General features: G+C 46.3%; 19 protein-coding genes. 1 reads left to right on the top strand and 18 read right to left on the bottom strand.

The window, feature by feature from the left end:
• The 18 genes from NSU05_RS06725 to NSU05_RS06640 form a co-directional block, all read right to left on the bottom strand.
• Positions 1 to 1,401 carry a phage tail sheath family protein gene (locus tag NSU05_RS06725; protein WP_003245369.1) on the bottom strand — a complete coding sequence of 467 codons (1,401 nt, stop codon included), beginning with the start codon at positions 1,399 to 1,401 and terminating at the stop codon, positions 1 to 3.
• Positions 1,398 to 1,616, bottom strand: a complete 219-nt coding sequence (locus tag NSU05_RS06720; protein ID WP_003232679.1) for a hypothetical protein — start codon at positions 1,614 to 1,616, stop codon at positions 1,398 to 1,400. Before NSU05_RS06720 ends, NSU05_RS06725 begins: the two co-directional genes overlap by 4 nt.
• A gap of 3 nt (positions 1,617 to 1,619) precedes the next feature.
• The gene (locus tag NSU05_RS06715; protein ID WP_003232680.1) at positions 1,620 to 2,060 is read right to left on the bottom strand and encodes a phage-like element PBSX protein XkdJ; all 441 of its coding nucleotides are present in this window, start codon (positions 2,058 to 2,060) and stop codon (positions 1,620 to 1,622) included.
• Positions 2,061 to 2,072: 12 nt separating this feature from the next.
• Entirely contained in the window at positions 2,073 to 2,558 is a 486-nt protein-coding gene (locus tag NSU05_RS06710; protein ID WP_038428824.1) for an HK97 gp10 family phage protein, read from the bottom strand.
• A complete protein-coding gene (locus NSU05_RS06705) occupies positions 2,555 to 2,911 on the bottom strand; it encodes a YqbH/XkdH family protein (protein WP_009967053.1) in 357 nt (118 codons plus the stop codon). Before NSU05_RS06705 ends, NSU05_RS06710 begins: the two co-directional genes overlap by 4 nt.
• Positions 2,908 to 3,291, bottom strand: coding sequence for a DUF3199 family protein (locus NSU05_RS06700; RefSeq protein WP_014479552.1), 384 nt, complete (start codon positions 3,289 to 3,291; stop codon positions 2,908 to 2,910). Before NSU05_RS06700 ends, NSU05_RS06705 begins: the two co-directional genes overlap by 4 nt.
• 21 nt (positions 3,292 to 3,312) lie before the next feature.
• Positions 3,313 to 4,248 carry a phage major capsid protein gene (locus NSU05_RS06695; RefSeq protein WP_003232690.1) on the bottom strand — a complete coding sequence of 312 codons (936 nt, stop codon included), beginning with the start codon at positions 4,246 to 4,248 and terminating at the stop codon, positions 3,313 to 3,315.
• 25 nt (positions 4,249 to 4,273) lie between these two features.
• Entirely contained in the window at positions 4,274 to 5,101 is an 828-nt protein-coding gene (locus NSU05_RS06690; RefSeq protein WP_003232691.1) for an XkdF-like putative serine protease domain-containing protein, read from the bottom strand.
• 19 nt (positions 5,102 to 5,120) lie between these two features.
• Positions 5,121 to 6,608, bottom strand: a complete 1,488-nt coding sequence (locus NSU05_RS06685; protein WP_032725514.1) for a phage portal protein — start codon at positions 6,606 to 6,608, stop codon at positions 5,121 to 5,123.
• A gap of 3 nt (positions 6,609 to 6,611) precedes the next feature.
• The gene (locus NSU05_RS06680; protein ID WP_038428823.1) at positions 6,612 to 7,913 is read right to left on the bottom strand and encodes a PBSX family phage terminase large subunit; all 1,302 of its coding nucleotides are present in this window, start codon (positions 7,911 to 7,913) and stop codon (positions 6,612 to 6,614) included.
• On the bottom strand, positions 7,910 to 8,707 hold the full coding sequence (gene xtmA / locus NSU05_RS06675) for a phage terminase small subunit (protein ID WP_003244697.1): 798 nt from the start codon (positions 8,705 to 8,707) through the stop codon (positions 7,910 to 7,912). Before xtmA ends, NSU05_RS06680 begins: the two co-directional genes overlap by 4 nt.
• A gap of 115 nt (positions 8,708 to 8,822) precedes the next feature.
• The gene (locus tag NSU05_RS06670) at positions 8,823 to 9,332 is read right to left on the bottom strand and encodes a sigma-70 family RNA polymerase sigma factor (RefSeq protein ID WP_003245797.1); all 510 of its coding nucleotides are present in this window, start codon (positions 9,330 to 9,332) and stop codon (positions 8,823 to 8,825) included.
• Between the two features lie 115 nt (positions 9,333 to 9,447).
• A complete protein-coding gene (xtrA, locus tag NSU05_RS06665) occupies positions 9,448 to 9,654 on the bottom strand; it encodes a phage-like element PBSX protein XtrA (protein ID WP_003244900.1) in 207 nt (68 codons plus the stop codon).
• Entirely contained in the window at positions 9,651 to 10,001 is a 351-nt protein-coding gene (gene xkdD / locus NSU05_RS06660; protein WP_003245290.1) for a phage-like element PBSX protein XkdD, read from the bottom strand. The genes xtrA and xkdD overlap by 4 nt, the downstream gene beginning before the upstream one ends.
• 84 nt (positions 10,002 to 10,085) lie before the next feature.
• A complete protein-coding gene (locus tag NSU05_RS06655) occupies positions 10,086 to 10,253 on the bottom strand; it encodes a hypothetical protein (protein WP_003245588.1) in 168 nt (55 codons plus the stop codon).
• On the bottom strand, positions 10,253 to 11,053 hold the full coding sequence (locus tag NSU05_RS06650) for an ATP-binding protein (protein ID WP_010886492.1): 801 nt from the start codon (positions 11,051 to 11,053) through the stop codon (positions 10,253 to 10,255). Before NSU05_RS06650 ends, NSU05_RS06655 begins: the two co-directional genes overlap by 1 nt.
• Positions 10,953 to 11,789 (bottom strand): phage-like element PBSX protein XkdB, encoded by an 837-nt coding sequence (locus tag NSU05_RS06645; RefSeq protein WP_003245799.1) that lies wholly within the window; start codon positions 11,787 to 11,789, stop codon positions 10,953 to 10,955. The genes NSU05_RS06650 and NSU05_RS06645 overlap by 101 nt, the downstream gene beginning before the upstream one ends.
• On the bottom strand, positions 11,776 to 11,955 hold the full coding sequence (locus NSU05_RS06640) for a hypothetical protein (RefSeq protein ID WP_003232712.1): 180 nt from the start codon (positions 11,953 to 11,955) through the stop codon (positions 11,776 to 11,778). The genes NSU05_RS06645 and NSU05_RS06640 overlap by 14 nt, the downstream gene beginning before the upstream one ends.
• Before the next feature lie 177 nt (positions 11,956 to 12,132).
• Here NSU05_RS06640 and xre point away from each other — a divergent pair, with 177 nt between their 5' ends.
• Positions 12,133 to 12,474, top strand: a complete 342-nt coding sequence (xre, locus tag NSU05_RS06635) for an HTH-type transcriptional regulator Xre (protein WP_003232719.1) — start codon at positions 12,133 to 12,135, stop codon at positions 12,472 to 12,474.
• Positions 12,475 to 12,530 lie beyond the last annotated feature (56 nt).

Raw genomic sequence — 12,530 nt, 5'->3', positions numbered from 1 at the left:
TTAGTTTACCTCCACATTAAAGTAGAATTTTTCTGCTGCGTCGACAGGCTGTACAGCCAGGTCAATCAAGAAGCCGTCACGATCTTCATTCATTGAAATTGTGATATCTTCATCGGAATCAAAGCCAGTGATGCCGCCTGCATCCTGAAGTGTTGTCATGTATTGCGTGATCATCGTTTTTACATACTGCAGTCCGTCTTCAGATGCCGGGATATCGCTTCCGCTGCCTTTTCTTGATTTAATTAAGGCTTTCAGCTCGCGTGTTAAATCATTATTCACAGCATCCAGGACACGAACGATTTTGTTCTTCGCAAATTTCTTGTTTTTCTCAGCTGTGAACGTCACGAGTGAGTTAATGTCCTTTTCTACGCTGACGGATTTGTCACGGGCGTCGAATGTGAATAAAAATTCACCTTTGCCCAGACGTTCAACAATCGTATCGTGGTCAAGGCGGTGTAACACATCAACGGCGCCTTCGTACTCTACAAATGTGAGTGATTGGTTAAAGGTTGCTCCTGCACTCGCTCCAGCTACCCAAGCTGTTGCTTTGTCCGGTGTAACTTCCGTGCCATCTTCAAGCAGCACACCCTCGGTTACGTTGATGATGCCTTCATAATCACCGGCATAATTGGCTGTGACGCCTTGCACTTTTTGTCCTTGGCCGTCGCGCAGGCGTTTAATGAAAGCAGCAAACGTCGCCTTCAACTGGTCACCTTCTGCAACAGGCAGCGCAATCACATCAAAGCTCTCCGTTTCAGCCGCGGCTAAGAAATCTGTATAGTCGGAGTTGACAGGGGCTTTATCCGTACCGCCAGATAAACGGATTCCCGCGGATGCATTCAGCGTCTCAGCTGCAGTGTCTCCTTCTGATCCAGTGAGAGGAATCGTTGAAGAAAGATCGCCTGTTCCGGTAAAAGTGACATAGCCGTTAGCTGTTAATTCTTCAGCCTTTTTGACAGTCTGTTTATCAACCTCTGATTCGTCCATATATGTTGTCACATCGAAAGAATTAGCATCCAGCACATTTTGATTGATGCGGATGATAATGTCATTTCCTTTTGTTCCGCCATATACTGCAGTTGCTTTGACGCCTTCAGCAATATCAGCAGACGCTCGGACACCTTCGGTTAGACGGTACATCAATACCGTTTTCGCATTTTTCTTCGCTTCACGCAGCAGCAATAAAGACGGGTCATCAATGCTGAGGCCCACTTTTTTGTTTAGGTCTTCAACGCTGGAAATGGAGACGAACGTTTTCGCTTCGCCCCAGCTTGATGCGACCGGAAGTGCGACTGTTCCCCGTTCACTGAGTGATACCCGCTCCTGTGCCGTCGTTTTAAAGTTAAAATAAATACCTGCACGTTCTTTTTCTTTGCCTGTTGTAAATGTTCCGCCATTCATGATGACATGACCTCCTTGGTTAGAAATGTTTGAATCAATTGGTTGGCTTCTGATTTCGTCATACGTGGTTGATCCACGCCAAATAAAGCCCCCTGAAGAATATCCGGCTTAACGCCGAACAGTTCCTTCGCGTGCTTAATCAAATCCGCTGTATCAAATAGAGCTTCCCGGCTCTTTGTATGTACAGCCTTCTTCTGTTGTTTGTCCTTTGACACCGTTTATTTCACCCCGCTGTTCATGTCGATATCCTGTAAGACAGGCTGTTCTGTTTTGTGATAATAATATCGGCTGCTCCACCTGATCACCATGGCCGCCTCGCCCCTGTCCCCTACCCTTGTCTCGATTTGGGAGATGCGAACCATATCCCCCGTCTTCTCGCCGGATTCACTCAGCAGCGGAATCATATTTCTCGCTTCTCTGATGGCATCCGCGAGCCTGTCCGCTTCATCCAGCGCCTGAACGGAGTCCAGATGAAACAGTTTTACATTGAGACTGTAGGTTTTTTTAAATGTGGAGACCGTATCTGTTTCCTCGAAAACAGATGGTGGCGGGACGTATAACGACGGCACCTGAAAGTGATCAGGAAGCTCGCGTTCATAAATGGGAACAGACCACCGGCTGTACAAAAACGCCATGATCGATCCTGTTTCACTGTTCATCCTGCTCCTCCTTTACAGCTTCTTCAGCCACTGGCGCAGTTTGCTTTCCAGCGATTTTTCAAACAGCTGTTCATATAAAAGCAGTGCATGATCCCAGTAGCCCGTGCCCGGTATCCATTTTCTCTTGAGCGCCATTCCCGTTGAAGCGGCTGGATCATAAATAAACCGTGAGCCTTGAAAACGCCCCGGCACCCATCTCACATCTTGTTTTGACGTCCAATGGCCGTCATTAAGAAATGAGGCGTAATCAAGCTGTGTCCCCACCTCAAGCGAAAGCCCGCCGCTTTGCACAATCCAGAGATTGTCCTCTGCGCCTTTCTCAAAGGAACTGAGCAGTTTTTCTGTATCAATCGTTTGTGTGCTGATGAGTTCAGATTTGACGATCTCCAGAAAATCTTGCCCGCACTCCTCAAGCCACCGGGACGCCTGTCTGGAAAAACCGCCTGAAGCCGCTTCTTTTAATGCCGTGTTCAGCTGTTTCAATCCCGCTATTTTCATAGGCTTTCATCCCTGACTGCGACGACCTCCCAATGATGATGTCTGATCCTTTTCGGCAGCTTTAGTATATATTTATGATTCTCCCAAATGATTTTATCGTTCACGCGGATGTCCGCTGACAACGGAAAATGGACGAGAAAGCTATGATATACAGTTTGATCCGGCTCCTCCTGAATCAGCTGCTGCGTTTTTTCGGTAAAATAACAAGGGACATCTTGTTCATCGGGTGTATCCGGATATGAAATCACCGGCTGCAGCCTGTCTGCCGGAATCCCAAATCGGCCTGCAGACGGCGCTTGCGCTGCTTCATGATAAATGTCGCAGCGATGAATGAGCATCTGCCTGTAGCTCATAAAGACCTCACCTTCAGTCTGGAGGATTCAGGGGCGTAGCCCGGCGTGATAAACTCCTCGAGCAAATGATATACCTCTGGCCGCTGAATGCCGCCTTCTCCGGAAACCGTGTAGGAATAATCCCCCATTTTCTCAGACTGATAGCTTGATGAGGCAGATTCATCGCTGTTGACAAGCGCAAAATACTGGGCAAGCTTTACTAAAGCCAACTTCACCTTGCCGGGCAGCGGATCATACAAGCTGTCTTCAAAGCGGTGGCCCGTGATGAGAGCCGCTTCTGCTTCCGCCTCGATGATATCCTGCGCCAGCAGCTCTTCCGGCCTGTTTTTCACCCGATCATAGACCGAATAGGAGGCTACGTCAGTCGGTTCAATGAGCATGAGCTGACCACCTCGTTTCTATTATTCTTTTACGTTAATTAATTTTGCGCAGGCATCCTCTTCCTCGAACTTGCTGTCCAGCTTGGCCGTTAAGACAATAATAAATTTACGGGAGCGGATGTCTTTGTCGACTTCAATTCGGATATTGCGGGAGAAGCCGAGAATGATATTTTTCGGATGTGTGAGAATGATATCAGAAGCGTCATATTGCGCGTCTCCCTCACCGACTGTGTACGGCTGAATATTGGATACTCCTTTGACCGGTACGCCGAATGCTGTTGACAAGCCGCCCTGAACAGCCTGGTCCCCAAGGTTTGTCTGGCGGTCTGCCACGCGGTCCTTCCATTCAACTTCTAAGCCGTGAGACGTATAGAATCTGAATTCCTGAGGGATGCGCAAATATTTTGGCGGAACTGCCTTTAAGCCTTTCTTAAATGTCGCTCTGGACAGTTCTTCACCGTTCATGTCAACGATATGGGAAACCGCCTGTTTGCGGATGCCGTCCAGCTGTGCCAGATACGGATCAGCTGATGCTGTATCGCCGTTAACGATCAGCTCTTCAATATCAACTGCTGCGCGCTCTGCTAAAATTTGCATGATCGTCTGCTGCAGGCCGTCTTTTTCAATATTGTTTTCAAGTGTGTCATACGTAATGTTGATTTCCGCAATGACTTCCTTCGTGTTCAGCTGGACAGTGCTTGTCGTTGGAACTGTCAGCTCGTCGTTTGACAGTGCTTTTCCTTCTTGCGCAGCCCGCAGAATACGCTGGCCGAAGCCGATTTTCTCAAATTTTTGCGAGTCATTTTCCATTTGAATCACGCGGGATTCACTGAAAATGGTCGGCGTGTTTTGCACCATGCGGATAAAAGCCGATGCTTGCGCAGGGTTCATAAGCCCGCCGCTTTTTAAAGCAGAAAGCGACATTTCCGCTTTCCGAATGATCTCTTGATTTCTCAATTGATTTCCTCCTCCTTGACTGGTTTTACAGCAGTCCGCTCCAGATTGATTTTTTGACTTGCTCTGTATTGCCGCCCGTATCGTCCGCTGTCTGCTTAGACGCGCCTCGCGCTTTTTCCAAAGCCTCGATGCGTTCGATCAGCGGGGCAAGCATGTCTTCAACGAGCTTTTTCAGACGCTCGTCATCACCCGTCTGCTCCGGCTTTTCCTCCGTGTCTGTGTTTTTTTCAATCCGCTCAAGCCGTTTGAGCAGAGGGTAAAGCGCATGCTCGAATGATTCTTTCATGTCTTCTTTTCTCATTTCTTCAGTCTCCTTCCCTGTTTTGTCAGCAAGCATTTGCTTGAATACACTGAAGAATCCCGCTTTTTCAACCGGTTCTTCCTCATATACATCTGCAGTGCCCGCCATGCTGTAGCCGGTGATGATTCCAGCCTTGATCTGTTCCCACACCTCGTCTGACGCTCTTGTCACGAGCACCCATGAGCCCTTTGTAATCCGCTTTGACCCGATCATAAAATCATCGGGCGCCACATAGGACTCGACCACGACGCCGGTTCCGCCCTCGAAGCTGTGATTGATATCAATCTCCCGTGCCTCCGCGAGAAAACCGTGCGCCGCTTTTTCAATTTCCTCGGCGGTCATAAAATCGCCGTGGGCATCAGGAACATCAGGCTCATACACGATTCCGTACACGAGCTTTTGTTCATCCTGCTCACTTTTTGTAAACAGCCGAACCTTTTTTTCAAATGACGGAGGTTTGGCTGACTTCGTAAAGAAAAATTCTGTCTGGTTAGCCGCCTTGTCCACATAACTGACAAAGCTGATTTTGGCATTTCTTAATTCTCGCGCCACCTGCTTGATTCACCTCCCTTCAGGACGTTTTGATATCTTCGATGCTTTCTTTCAACTCCTGCATGAGCGCAGTCAGGTTTGTCTTTTCCGCATCCTGTCCTGCAGGCCGTTTATAAATGTCCTCCGGCCACTCCTCCAGTGTTTTTCCAAGCACCCGTCCGGCAAGGTCACGTAAATCATTCGGTGAGACTGCTCCGGCTGTAATAAAAGGACCGAGCACCTTCGCAATCTCAAGCGGATCACGAAAGTCCGGTCCTTTTAATGTCAGCCTGACGTCATGGATATTCAGCTCCGGCAAAAGCAGCGTGTTCAGTTTATTCACGAGCGTTTTTCGCTCCGGCTGAAAAACCTGCTCCTCCGTAATTTTTCTAGCAGTATCAGCTGTCGCCCGGTTGTATTCCTGGGCCTCGCCTGTATACAGCGGCGGGAGGCGGAACGCGGAACGCAGCTTATTTCTGCTTTTTTCATCGTATTCAAGAAACAGGGCGTCGTTTTGGAGAATTTCCGCCAAGGATTTGATTTCCACGGAAACCGGCGTAATATCCTCGCCTCCGTGGAGATCCTTTTCTTTTGCGATTCCTTCCGCTTCGATCAGGAGAAATTTATGGGCGTTCTCCACGCCTTCAAGATCATTCATGTATTCCTGCAGCTCCCGGTAAGAAGCTTCAGACAGCATCCCGTTTTCCACTGTAATCGCAGCGGGGACGTGACGCCCCTGCTTAAAATACATAAAATTGAGCTCTTCTGCTTTTCGGGCCCCGTATAAATTGACAATATTGCCGATCCAGCGGGGTACACCGTATACGCCGCTTCCGATTTTGAGGTGAATGGCTTCATTTGCTTGATACTTCTCTGCCAATGTGTTTACATATTCACCTGTGCGAATATCCATTTTTCGCGGATCGCCGTATTCTTTAAAAAATACTTTCTTTCCATTGATCATCTGCACATATTTTCGGAAGCGTTTTTGCCTTTTGATCCTTTTCATTTTCCCGTTTTCTTCATATACAAATGAAACCTCTACAGGCTCGCCTGCTCCGCATACACGCATATATTTCACATCTAAATATTCGATGCCGGCAGGTTTTCCCGCCCCGTCGCGAAGCACTTCCATAAATCCGTTGCCTGTTTTTTCTCTGTCTTCGATGGCATAGCCTAAAATCATTTCAGCTGATTCATCAAAGTGAAGACATTTATAAAAGGCTTCGAGTCTGGCCCAGTCTTTTTCCGCTCTTTTCTTTTTTGCCTGATCGACATCACTTGCGTTGACATCAAATGTGTACTCAACATCGAATCCAAAGCCTGTAATATTCACTCTGTACGCATCAATGCATTGCTGAAGAATGGTCGAGTATTCGGCAATGGTTTTGAGCTCGATGATATTATAGGGCGGAGCAATAATGTCCTCTCCGTACAGCTCAGAAAAGTCATCTTCATAGATTTGCTTTGTCTGAGGAGCCGCGGCATTGGCTTTAAATACAGTTGCTCTGACTGTTTGGTTGTGCATGATTTATGACCTCCTCCTTTCTCGGTTCGGCCGCATTCGTTTGTGTGCTGTCTCTTTCATATCAGCAACCTCATAATCATCAAGCGCATACCAAATGGCAGAAAGCGTATGCGGGTCAATCGTGAATTCATCCTCAATCAGAGCTCCGTTTTTATCTTTGGCATACGTAAGTGTCTTGAGCTCATAGATGACATTTTCACAGCGGTCCGAACAGAAGATTTTTTTGAACCGTTTTACCTTTTTGGTATATTGAAGCCTGGAGCCGGGAAACTTTCTGGCTCCAACCATCCGAAAGCCCTGCTGGCGGAAATATTGAATGCTTTTCGGCTCAGCCGAGTCGGCTTTGATCAATTCCTGTGTCTCAATAAACTCACGCAGCTCCTCAGCCGTCCTATCATCTGTCATTTTATTTTGATAATACTCCCAATAAATGTAGAGGTATTTTTTTTCAGGATCTACAGCAAGCCGGACGACGGCATTATAGGATTCCTCGAATCCAAAATCCATACCTGTACGAAAGATTGGTTTGCTGATGGCTGCGATACATTTTTTCACTTGATCATGCGGGAGTACCTCGAACTGCGGCAGCACCCTGATCCCGTTGACGCCGAATCGTCCTTTTCGGGCAATCCGGTACAGGTCGGGATCATACTCTTTGAGTCCGTCAAGCTGTTTCACATAGCTTTCCGGGAGAAAAAGATTGTCGTTAGCGGTGGAATGATGGTAATACGTATCTCCCTTTACAATCGTCCGCTTTTCGTAAAGTTCGCTGTCATCCAGCACAAACCGTTTCTTGCGTTCATCCCGAAAAAAATGCCTATACGTCCAATTGGAGGTGCCGACGGGATTGGTGGTACAGATCATATGAAGCTTTAGCTCAGGATGGCGAAGACGTCCGATTAACTCCTTGAACCCCTCATACTTCACCTCTGAGCACTCTTCAATCCATATTAATGAAATGTTATGAACCGATTTTAATTTTGCCGGATTGTCCATTCCTTTGAACATGATCCGGCTGCCATTGTGAAATCGCAGCTGCAGCGGGGAAGAAAGAGATGCCACGGCCTTTGTGAGACCGAGCTCTTCGATCACCTCTTGAAACAAGGCGAAGGTCGAATCCCGATGGGTATCGAACACCTCCCGGATCACAAGGGCCGTCCGTTTTTCCTTCAGCAGCTTTAGCACGATTTTCAATGCGGTATGATAGCTTTTGGATGAGCCGTAGCCGCCGACAAGAAACTGGTACGTCTGCTCCCAATTGAACACGTAATCTTCGAAATGAGGGTTGATTTCTTTTACAATCATGACTTGCGCTCTTTTCGTTTGATCATAATTTCAATCGGCTCCTGGCTGTCATCTGTTTTCTCCGCTTTTTGTTTGGCAAGCTTCAATTTCTCATTTTCAATTTTTTGTTTAAATTGATCTGGAAACAAATCAAAATATAAGGATAGCTTCTCAAGCGCCTTCATTTTATCTGCAAGCTTGATGGCAATGCCTTCTTTCCCAAGCTTTGCTTCCGTTACAATGGTGCCATCAACGAGCCCGGAGTCTTTGACATCGACAAAGCTGATTTCCTTCATAATCGGATTATCATCTTCATCAAACAGCGGACCCGATTTCCCGACAGCCTGGACCTCTTTTTTTCCAAAGGTCACATAGTCCGTAATATCCGCAAACGCGATCTTGATATAAACCTGCAGCACATCCATCGCTTCAATAAACATTTCATTGACCATTTCTTTTTTAATGCGTCTAATTTCAGCAGCGACCTTTTCGTTTTTTAAGAGTCGGCTGCCCGTCACATGAGCGCTGTCCGGAGAATAGCCCGCTTTGATTGCTGACTGTGTGGCATTGAAGCTTTTGACGTAATACAGGCAAAACAGCCGCTGGCGTTCATTTAATTCATCGTTGTTTATAGGGCGCTGTTTTTGTTCGTTTTTGGACGCAGAAAACAGCGCCTCTTTCCATTTGTCTTGTTTTTTCCAGATGCCGATTGTTTTCGCGGAAACACCGATTGTGTCCGCAATCGCCCGATTTGTGATCTTTCCTTGATGTTGTTGATAGATTGCTAATGCTTGTTCGCGCTGTTGTGTTTTCATGCTACTGCATCACCGCCACCTCCAGCATGGTTGTTTATTCATAAAAGCGGCTGATCAGCCAGCCGCTTAGTGTCATGCTCTATTCACTTATAGGTGGCAAACGTATGACAAGCTTTCAGGCAAGTGATCGATTCATTTCTTCCTGCTGTCTTTGCATCTTTAAACTCGCCCGTTTAATCGTCGTTTGCACTGTCGATTTTTTTACGCCGAGAAGATCGGCGATCCGTTCATAAGAAAAACATTCTACCTTATGCAGCAAAAACATTTCCTTTTCTCTGTCCGTTAACAGGGCTAATGCTTCTCGAATTCTATCTCTGTCTTCTTCTGATACCTGTCCGTCCGGCTCAAACATCATAGCGCTGGAAAATGATTCGATGATTCTCGGGTCCTTGATCATCAGCCGCTGGTAAACATCACGCCGGTCAATCGCCCGTCTGATGCCGGGCTGCCTTCCTTTTTCAAGCCATTCTGTTACATATTCAAGATCAGTAATCATATTTCTGATGATTTTTTTATCCTTCAGCTCTTCAGCTGAGAGCACGGATTCATCTGCCTCAGCGAGCGGTTTATATTGTATTCTTGTTTGTTTGAGCGTGCGTTTATATTCAAATAGTAAGTCTTGCATTCTATGATCCTCCTCATTTTTGGCAAATAAAAAACGGACACCAATCAACGCACAAATGCTGTGCAGTTGATCAGTGTCCGCAGGCTTTCCGTCTTGGACGTATTCTGTTTTCGCTTTAATTTAATTTGTAGCCGATTTCAAATTCCACACGAGCAAGATCGCCCTTTCTTGTTTCGACGAGCGTTTTTCCATGCTCTGGCGCTTCTGTGATCCATGCTTCTTGCTTGATGCCGTCCACAATAATGACACGGATTTTCCCGTCCTCCAGCTGGCTCTTAAGCGTGACGGAATCGATATGCAGCAGTTTTTTCGGATGAATCATGTTTTATTTCCTCCCCTTTTCGGTGCAGCGCTTGCTTCAGCTTTTTCTAATAGCTGAATGATACGCTCCTTTGAATGAATAGAATTCCCTTTCAGAAAATCAAGTGCTGCTTTAGACGCTTCCAGCAATTCAGGCGCAGCGGCCATCAAAGAGGCATTGCTTTTTTGCGAATAAGAGCTGAGGTCAAATACAGCTGCAATCAGCCGCCCGTTTGAGTACGGAAATCTTTCTTTTTCTTCTTCACTGTAAGCTGAATAAATATAGATCGGTTTCGTATCCCCGCACGGGACAGCACGCCACGGCGCAGGGCTTTTCTCTGCCTGTTTTGTCTTTGCCAACACTTTCACTTCCCGTCGTCCTTATACCATTGTTCAATGTTTTTTTCTGTTCGCTTTGCCCGAAACAGCAAAGCGATTAGAGCAGTCAGCTGTTTAATCATAGATATTCAGCCTCGCTTTTCCCGCTGTCAGCATTTGCTCCAGCTTTTGAATGACAGGCGTTAAGTCAGTGCCGGACCGGCAGTTCGGACATGGATGAAAAACAACTCCAATACCGGTATGTTCCACAATGACTTTCTTTGTTTGACAAAGCTTACACATTATCTGACGCCCTCCAATCTATGGTTAAGCTCGTAGGCTGCTCCTTTGATAATCACTAAATAGTCACTGCACATCTCATAGATTCTCGTGCCGAGCGCTTCATCGACCCGTACAAGTCCTTCAATTGTCAGCTCGCTCGAAAGCAAAATCGGTTTATGATTTAAGTAGCGATAGTTGAGTACCGAATACATTTGCTCTAATTGCCAATCTGTAGCGCGGGGTTTGCCGTTAACCGGTTTAAACAGATCATCAATGAACAGCACATCCGCCTGCTTCATCCGGTTCAGCTTCGCTTCTAATAGGGCAAAATCATTTTTCAGATCAGTAAAGCCTTCCACGAACGGAAAATAAATGACAGGCACATAGCATGTTCTCATTAATTCGTTGGCTGCGGCGGTCAAAAGGTGTGTTTTCCCTGATCCGGGCTGTCCTAAAAGGGCAATGCTGTTTTTTCGGCAATCCTTGATTTGTTCATAATCGGCAACATACTCTTTTGTACACTCAAATGCGTCTTTTATGGCCTGCGGCTTTCCCTCCGTGCGGAATTCCTTGAAGCCGAGCTGTCTGAAAGCGTGGGTAATCTCACTTGCACCCAGCAGCCGCTTCACTTTTCGTTCTGCCATGCAGCTGCACATCGTCCAGACTTCCAGGCCATTCTGCCTGACGAGATAACCTCCCTGATCCTTGCAGCGCAGGCAATCATACCTGCTTGCGTCTGATTCGGCCGGTTTGTCCGCCAGTAATGGACGTCTCCCTCTTCTCAGCTCGTCCAAAATCTGTTCGATTGTTCGTTTTGTCATGTTTTTTCATCCTCTCATGCTGAATTGCGGCATTCTTTTTGGCTTGCTGCGCGAAAAATCGATCTTCAATGAATTTCGAGCAGTAGCGAAAAGCCTTGATTGTTTCAGAAGCGGCGGTCCGCCGGTTTTCAAAAGCCTGAAAGCATTCTTCAAGCCATTTGATTGTTTGCGTGACAGGAACGCCGATGGCAACAATGCGGGCGATGGCTTGATAATCTCTTGAGGAAGGATACACGGTGCGTCCTTCTTGAGCCGACCGTAATTGTGTAAACCGCTTCGCAATGTGATCCACTGCATCATCAGCAGCAGTATATTTGTTTGTTTTATCTATATCTGTACGGTCGTTTGTGTCCGGTGTCTGCGGCGAAAATGGCCGTTCTTTTAGACTCCCGTGTACAGTATTGTCCGATCTGAAGCTGAATTTTTTTGAATGCTTGACCGAAATCATCAGTCCGTATGGCGCACGGACGGCCTTTATGTAATCATGGTTTTCGAGAAGCTCCAGCCATCTTCTGACGGTTTTTTCACTTACGCCGAAGACTGCCGCCATTTCTCTCGCTTTTAACGGCTTATGGCCGAGTACGATGCCCCAGCTTACGCCGTCTTTTTCGATTTCTTTTGTTGTTGAGCTGATAAACCAGAGAAACAGCCATAACGCCGGGCCAATTTTGTCATAATGTTCTGAATTCAACAACCCTGAATACGTCGGAAAAGGATAGCTTTTATCGTTTTTCATTGTACGCCGCTTCTCCTTTTAACATCATGTATGCTTGAAACTGTTCCTGCGTTTCAAAGTGAAACACCGGAAGGCCGCATGCGGTAAACGAAATGGTGCCGCCGGATTGTCCGAGATGGCGCTGATCTATGGGATTTTCACTAAAAACGATTTGGATCGGATACATGTGATCACTCTCCTGATCTTTTTTGATACATTTTGTATCGGATGTTACCAAGTATAAACGATACATTCTGTATCATCAAGTTATTTTTGATACTTTTTTTATCATAACTTTATTTTGATACATTTTGTATCTATAATCATAAGTAACGTAGGGAGTTTAAAAAAGAGAGGTCATAGTATGATAGGCGGCAGATTGAAGAGTCTCAGAGGGAAAAGGACACAGGAAGAAATCGCATCACACATCGGTGTGTCACGGGCACGATATTCCCACTATGAAAACGGGCGAAGCGAACCCGATTACGACACACTCCAAAAGCTGGCTGATTACTTTCAAGTAACGACTGATTACTTATTAACGGGGAAAGACAAAAAATCCGATGACGATATGTTCTCAGATCCGGACCTGCAGCTTGCATACCGCGATATGCAGGATTTTTCCCCAGAAAGCAAACAGCAGGCCATCGAATTTATCAACTATTTAAAAGAAAAAGAGAAAAACCGCAAACCGAAAAATAAATAAATCGTTCTCTGTTCTCTAAAACATATAAAAAGTAGACCGATATAAAGAAAAAAGTG

The sequence above is a fragment of the Bacillus sp. EU52 genome (assembly GCF_037964975.1).
Lineage (GTDB): Bacteria > Bacillota > Bacilli > Bacillales > Bacillaceae > Bacillus > Bacillus subtilis.
Note: the sequence above shows the minus strand (reverse complement) of the source record. Positions and strands in the feature narration are given on the sequence as shown.

Excerpts from the sequence above, each read along its gene's own strand:
- NSU05_RS06725 (WP_003245369.1), bottom strand. The coding sequence starts at position 1,401 with ATGAATGGCGGAACATTTACAACAGGCAAAGAAAAAGAACGTGCAGGT.
- NSU05_RS06715 (WP_003232680.1), bottom strand. The coding sequence starts at position 2,060 with ATGAACAGTGAAACAGGATCGATCATGGCGTTTTTGTACAGCCGGTGG.
- NSU05_RS06710 (WP_038428824.1), bottom strand. The coding sequence starts at position 2,558 with ATGAAAATAGCGGGATTGAAACAGCTGAACACGGCATTAAAAGAAGCG.
- NSU05_RS06705 (WP_009967053.1), bottom strand. The coding sequence starts at position 2,911 with ATGAGCTACAGGCAGATGCTCATTCATCGCTGCGACATTTATCATGAA.
- NSU05_RS06700 (WP_014479552.1), bottom strand. The coding sequence starts at position 3,291 with ATGCTCATTGAACCGACTGACGTAGCCTCCTATTCGGTCTATGATCGG.
- NSU05_RS06685 (WP_032725514.1), bottom strand. The coding sequence starts at position 6,608 with ATGCACAACCAAACAGTCAGAGCAACTGTATTTAAAGCCAATGCCGCG.
- NSU05_RS06680 (WP_038428823.1), bottom strand. The coding sequence starts at position 7,913 with ATGATTGTAAAAGAAATCAACCCTCATTTCGAAGATTACGTGTTCAAT.
- xtmA (WP_003244697.1), bottom strand. The coding sequence starts at position 8,707 with ATGAAAACACAACAGCGCGAACAAGCATTAGCAATCTATCAACAACAT.
- NSU05_RS06670 (WP_003245797.1), bottom strand. The coding sequence starts at position 9,332 with ATGCAAGACTTACTATTTGAATATAAACGCACGCTCAAACAAACAAGA.
- xtrA (WP_003244900.1), bottom strand. The coding sequence starts at position 9,654 with ATGATTCATCCGAAAAAACTGCTGCATATCGATTCCGTCACGCTTAAG.
- NSU05_RS06655 (WP_003245588.1), bottom strand. The coding sequence starts at position 10,253 with ATGTGTAAGCTTTGTCAAACAAAGAAAGTCATTGTGGAACATACCGGT.
- NSU05_RS06650 (WP_010886492.1), bottom strand. The coding sequence starts at position 11,053 with ATGACAAAACGAACAATCGAACAGATTTTGGACGAGCTGAGAAGAGGG.
- NSU05_RS06645 (WP_003245799.1), bottom strand. The coding sequence starts at position 11,789 with ATGAAAAACGATAAAAGCTATCCTTTTCCGACGTATTCAGGGTTGTTG.
- NSU05_RS06640 (WP_003232712.1), bottom strand. The coding sequence starts at position 11,955 with ATGTATCCGATCCAAATCGTTTTTAGTGAAAATCCCATAGATCAGCGC.
- xre (WP_003232719.1), top strand. The coding sequence starts at position 12,133 with ATGATAGGCGGCAGATTGAAGAGTCTCAGAGGGAAAAGGACACAGGAA.